The 5,924-nt window shown below is 63.3% G+C and carries 2 protein-coding genes and 1 pseudogene; all 3 read left to right on the top strand.

Features of this window, described 5'->3' with window-relative positions; all coding sequences use genetic code 11:
* Positions 1-161 (top strand): annotated as a pseudogene (locus BW686_RS27650) (hypothetical protein); the annotation flags it as partial.
* Between the two features lie 14 nt (positions 162-175).
* The gene (locus tag BW686_RS25895; protein WP_373271075.1) at positions 176-3,895 is read left to right on the top strand and encodes a non-ribosomal peptide synthetase; all 3,720 of its coding nucleotides are present in this window, start codon (positions 176-178) and stop codon (positions 3,893-3,895) included.
* Positions 3,892-5,924 (top strand): condensation domain-containing protein (locus BW686_RS25890; protein WP_143514225.1); only part of this gene is annotated, 2,033 nt, incomplete at its 3' end. The genes BW686_RS25895 and BW686_RS25890, both read left to right, overlap by 4 nt.

The raw sequence follows: 5,924 nt of genomic DNA, 5'->3' as shown, positions 1-5,924 counted from the left end.
TGCCGACCCTTTCACTGAAAACACGGGCGCACGCTTGTACCGCACAGGCGATCTGGCGCGCTGGAATGCCGATGGCAGTCTCGATTACCTGGGCCGTAACGATGATCAGGTGAAGATCCGTGGCTTCCGCATCGAACTGGGCGAGATCGAAGCGAAACTGGCCGCACATGCTGCGGTGAAGGACGCGGTCATCATCGCTCGCGAGGACGTGCCCGGCGACAAGCGTCTGGTGGCGTACTTCACGTCGGCAGACAGCACCATCGATGTCGAATCACTGCGCAGTCATCTGCAAGTTCTGCTGCCGGATTACATGGTTCCGGCGGCCTACGTCCATCTAGATGCCTTGCCGCTGACCACCAACGGCAAACTGGACCGCAAGGCATTGCCCGCACCGGACCAGTCAGCACTGATCAGCCGCGAATACGTGGCGCCGCAAGGCAAGGCCGAAATAGCCATCGCCAGGCTCTGGGAAGAACTGCTGGACGTGGAACGCGTGGGTCGCCATGACCACTTCTTCGAGCTGGGCGGCCATTCGCTGCTGGCGGTGAAGCTCATCGAGCGTATGCGTCAACAGCATCTGAGTGCCGACGTGCGAGTGCTGTTCAGTCAGCCGACCCTTGAAGCACTGGCTGCGGCTGTCGGTGGCCAGCAAGAGATTGTCATTCCAGACAACCTCATCACCCCCGGCTGCACGCAGATCACCCCGCACATGCTGCCGCTGGTGACCTTGAGCCAGGAACAGATCGATACCGTTGTCGCCAGTGTTCCCGGTGGCATCGCCAACGTTCAGGACATCTACGCGTTGGCGCCGCTGCAGGAAGGGATTGTCTATCACCACTTGAGCGCCACAGAAGGCGATCCGTACCTGCAATACGTGATGTTCGGTTTTGACCGCTTGTCCCGTATCGAAGCCTTCGCCGAGGCCCTGCAGGCCGTCGTCGCCCGGCATGAAATCCTGCGCACGGGCGTGCTCTGGGAAGGGCTGAACGAACCGCTGCAAGTGGTGTGGCGTGAAGCGCCGCTGGGTGTCGAATCGGTAGCGCTGGACCCGGCCGAGGGTGACATTGCCACGCAATTGCACGCCCGGTTCGACCCGCGTCATTACTGCCTGGACATTCGTCAGGCGCCGATGATGCGCATCGCTTACGCAGAGGACCCGGTCAACCATCGCTGGGTCGCGATTCTGTTGTTCAACCATTTGATCGACGACGCGACCTCGCTGGCGGTGCTGTCGCGGGAAATCGAGGCCTGCATGCAGGGCCGCGAGCACGCACTGCCGGCTTCGGTGCCGTACCGCAACTACGTGGCGCAGGCCCGTCTGGGCCTCAGTCGCGAAGCCCACGAAGCGTTCTTCCATAACATGCTCGGTGATATCGACGAGCCGACGCTGCCGTTCGATCTGCACGATGTTCAAGGCGACGGCAATGGCATCGAAGAAATCCGTCAACTCGTGGATGCCGACCTGACACGGCGCCTGCGCCTTCAGGCACGCAGCCTCGGGGTGAGCATGGCGAGCCTCTATCACCTGGCCTGGGCGCAGGTGCTGGCCAGCGTCACCGGCAAGGACGACGTGGTGTTCGGCACCGTACTGATGGGCCGGATGCAGGGCGGCAGCGGTGCCGACCGGGCACTGGGCATGTTCATCAATACCCTGCCACTGCGGGTCAGTGTGGGTGACACCGATGTTCGTCAGGCGGTCAAGACCACTCACAGCCGTCTGACCGGGCTGCTGGCCCATGAGCACGCATCATTGACGCTGGCTCAGCGCTGCAGTGCGGTGCAAGCCCCGGCGCCGTTGTTCAGTGCCTTGCTCAATTACCGGCACACCGGCGCGACCATCGACCGTGAAGGGCTGGCCGCCTGGGACGGTATCGAGCTGCTGAAAGGCGAGGAACGAACCAATTATCCGTTGACCCTGTCGGTGGACGACGAAGGGCAGGGCTTTGCCTTCTCGGTCATGACACCGACGCAGATCGGGGCCGCCCGCGTCTGTGGCTACGTGCAGCAAGCGCTGATCAGCCTGGCCGATGCAATGGAACAAGCGGGCGAAGCACGCATGAGCCAGGTGTCGATCCTGCCGGCGCAGGAGCGCGATGAACTGATTTCGGGCCTCAACGCCACCTGGACCGATTACCCCCGCGAGCAGACCATTCATGGCCTGTTTGCCGCGCAGGCTCATCGCACACCTGAGGCCACGGCCTTGATCCACGGCAGTGAAACGTTGAGCTACGCCGAGCTGAACCTGCGTGCCAACCGTCTGGCGCACCATTTGCGCAGACAAGGGGTGGTGCCGGACGCTCGCGTCGCGATCTGCGTCGAGCGCGGTGTGGACATGATGATCGGGCTGCTGGCGATTCTGAAAGCAGGCGGCGCTTATGTGCCACTGGACCCGGCCTACCCGGTCGACCGGATCGCTTACATGCTCGAAGACAGCGCCCCTATCGCCGTGTTGGCGCAGGGCGAAACCCGGCACCTGGTGTCCGGAAGCCCGGTGCCGGTCATTGATCTGGAGCAGGTCACCTGGCATGACGAGGCGACCAGTGACCCGCAGATCACGGCCCTGAGCCCTAATCATCTGGCGTATGTGATCTACACCTCCGGTTCGACGGGCAAGCCCAAAGGGGTGATGGTCGAGCATCGCGGAGTGGTGAACCTGCTCTGCGCCATGCGCGACCTGACCCAGGCCAGCAGCGCTGACCGCATGCTGGCCCTGACCACCATCGGTTTCGATATCGCCGGCGTCGAGTTGTACATGCCGCTGATCTGCGGGGCGCGTGTGGTTTTGCTGGACCGAATCCAGGGGCTGGATGCACGTTTGCTGGGCGAAGCCATCCGCGACAGCGCGGCGACCCTGATGCAGGCCACGCCGGCCACATGGCGTCTGCTGCTGGACTCGGGCTGGACCGGTGCGGCGGGGCTCAAGGCCCTGTGCGGCGGCGAAGCATTGCCGGTCGAGCTGGCACAGCGCATGGCCGACAAGGTCGAAGCGCTGTGGAACGTCTATGGCCCGACCGAAACCAGCATCTGGTCATCGGCGCTGCGGTTCGATTCACGCGATACCTCGTCAGTCAGCGTCAGCATCGGTCGGCCACTCGCCAACAACCGTTTCTACCTGCTCGATGAGCGCGGTGAGCCGGTGCCGAAAGGCGTGACCGGGGAGCTCTACATCGGAGGCGACGGGGTGGCGCGGGGTTATTTCAACCGCGACGACCTGACGGCCGAACGTTTCATCAAGGACCCGTTCAGCCAGACGCCTGGCGCACGCCTGTACCGCACCAGCGACCTGGGGCGCTATTGCGCCGACGGCAGCATCGAGTACCTGGGCCGCAACGACTTCCAGGTCAAGATTCGCGGTTTCAGGATCGAACTGGGCGAGATCGAGGCCAAGCTCGCCAGCCATACCGACATCAAGGAAGCCGTGGTAATCGCTCGCGAGGATGTGCCGGGCGACAAGCGTCTGGTGGCTTACTTCATCTCGACCGCCGCAGCGCTTGATATCGAGTCATTGCGCGCTCATTTGCAGGGCCAGTTGCCGGGTTACATGGTGCCGGCAGCCTACGTCCACCTCGACAGCCTGCCGCTGACCCCCAACGGCAAGCTGGACCGCAAGGCCCTGCCGGCTCCGGACGCCGGTTCAATCATCAGCCGGGAATACCAGCCGCCGCAGGGCGAGACGGAAACCATTCTGGCTGAACTGTGGGCCGACGTTCTCAACATCGAGCGTGTCGGTCGTCATGACCATTTCTTCGAGCTGGGCGGTCACTCGCTGCTGGCCGTCAGCCTGATGGAAAAAATGCGCGAAGCCGGCATCGAGGCTGACTTCAAGACCCTGTTCGAACAACCCACCCTCGCGGAATACGCCGCGGCGACGGAAAAAACGGAGATTCTCCTGTGAGTGTGATTGAACTGTTGACGACACTGGTAGAGAAGGGCATCGAGCTCTCCGTCAAGGGTGACCAGTTAAAAGTGAGCGGCAGCAAACAGTCACTGGCCGAACCGGCCACCCTGGCCCTGTTGCGAGAGCACAAGGCAGCCTTGCTCGACGCAATCAAGAGTGGCGCGTACGCGGCCCATGTCGCCGAGCAGCACGGTGTGCCGGAAAACGCCATTGTGCCGGGCTGCGAGCGCATCACACCGGACATGTTGCCGTTGCTCAAACTGGATCAGACAGCCATCGACACCCTCGTGGCGGGCATTCCGGGCGGCGCCGCCAACGTTCAGGACATTTATCCGCTGGCGCCGTTGCAGGAGGGTGTTTTCTACCACCACCTGACCGCACAGCGAGGCGACCCGTACGTCCTGCAGGCCGAGTTCAGCATGGCGAGTCGCGAGCGGCTGGACCACTTCATTGACGCTTTTCAGCAGGTCATCGACCGCCATGACATCCTTCGCACGTCGCTGGCCTGGCAAGGGCTGGAAGCCCCCGTGCAAGTGGTATGGCGCGAGGCCCGGCTGGGTGTGCGGGACATCACCGACGAGCTGCAAGAAGGGGACGTGCTGGCGCAACTGAAAGCGCGCTTCGACCCGCGTCACTACCGGCTGGATATCGGTCAGGCGCCGTTGATGCTGCTGGTGATCAGCGAGGACAAAGCCAATCAGCGCTGGCTTGCCATGCTGCTGTTCCATCACTTGGCCATTGACCATGCCGCGCTGGACATCGTCCAGCACGAAATGCAGGCGTTCCTGACCGGTCAAGGCCAGGCGCTGGCGGCGGCACTGCCGTATCGCGATTACGTGGCGAAAACCCTGCAATCGAACCAGCGCAAGCACCATGAGACGTTCTTCAGCGAAATGCTCGGTGACATGGACGAGCCGACGCTGCCGTTCGGCGTCCAGGACGTGTTGGGCGACGGCAATGACGTCGAAGACGTTCATCTGACGCTGCCCGCAGAACTCGGCCAGCGCCTGCGCGCCCAGACCCGGCAGCAGGGCGTCAGCGCGGCGAGCCTGTGCCACCTGGCGTGGGCACGCGTGCTCGGTGCCGTTTCGGGGCGTGACGATGTGGTGTTCGGCACGGTGATGCTCGGTCGCATGCAGGCATCACAACAAGCCAGCGCCGGGCAGGCGCTGGGCATGTTCATCAACACCTTGCCGCTGCGTGTCCAGGTGGGCGGGCAGAGCGTGCGCGACGGCGTCAAAGCCACGCATGCGCGCCTGACTCAACTGCTGGGGCACGAGTATGCCTCGCTCGCGTTGGCGCAGCGTTGCAGTGGCGTGGTCGCACCGACCCCGCTGTTCAGCGCGTTGCTCAATTACCGGCACAGCGCCGATAACGCGCAGCCGCTCGATGCCCAGACGCGTGACGCCTGGCACGGCATCGAAACCCTGAGCGCTGAAGAACGCACCAACTACCCCGTGATTCTTTCGGTGGACGACTTTGGCGAGCGCTTTGCGCTTAACGTTCAGGCAAGCGTCAAGATCGGCGCACAGCGAGTGGCTGCCTACATGGCCTCCGTGCTCACCGATCTGGTCGAAGCGCTGGAAACTGGCGGGCAGGCGCCACTGGCGAGCCTTTCGGTATTGCCCGCCGCTGAGCGCGAGCAACTGCTGCACGGTTTCAACGACACGGCCGCCGACTACCCACGGGACAAATCCGTTCACGCGCTGTTTGAAGCGCAGGCCTTGGCCCATCCTGACGCGCAGGCCGCCGTGCATGGCGCTGAAAGCCTGAGCTACCGCGAACTCAATGCCCGCGCCAATCGCTTGGCCCATTACCTGAACAGTCTTGGTGTACAGGCCGGCGATGCAGTCGCCATTCTGCTGCCGCGCTCGCTGGACTTGCTGGTGACGCAACTGGCCGTCAACAAGTGCGGGGCAGTCTATGTGCCGCTGGACGTCAATGCACCGCTGGAACGCCAGGCCTTCATGATTCAGGACAGCGGCGCGCAGCAAGTCCTGACCCATCGCGACCTGACCGTGCCGAA

The sequence above is a fragment of the Pseudomonas syringae genome (genome assembly GCF_002157375.1).
GTDB lineage: Bacteria > Pseudomonadota > Gammaproteobacteria > Pseudomonadales > Pseudomonadaceae > Aquipseudomonas > Aquipseudomonas syringae_T.
This window is presented reverse-complemented; position numbering and strand designations above follow the sequence as displayed.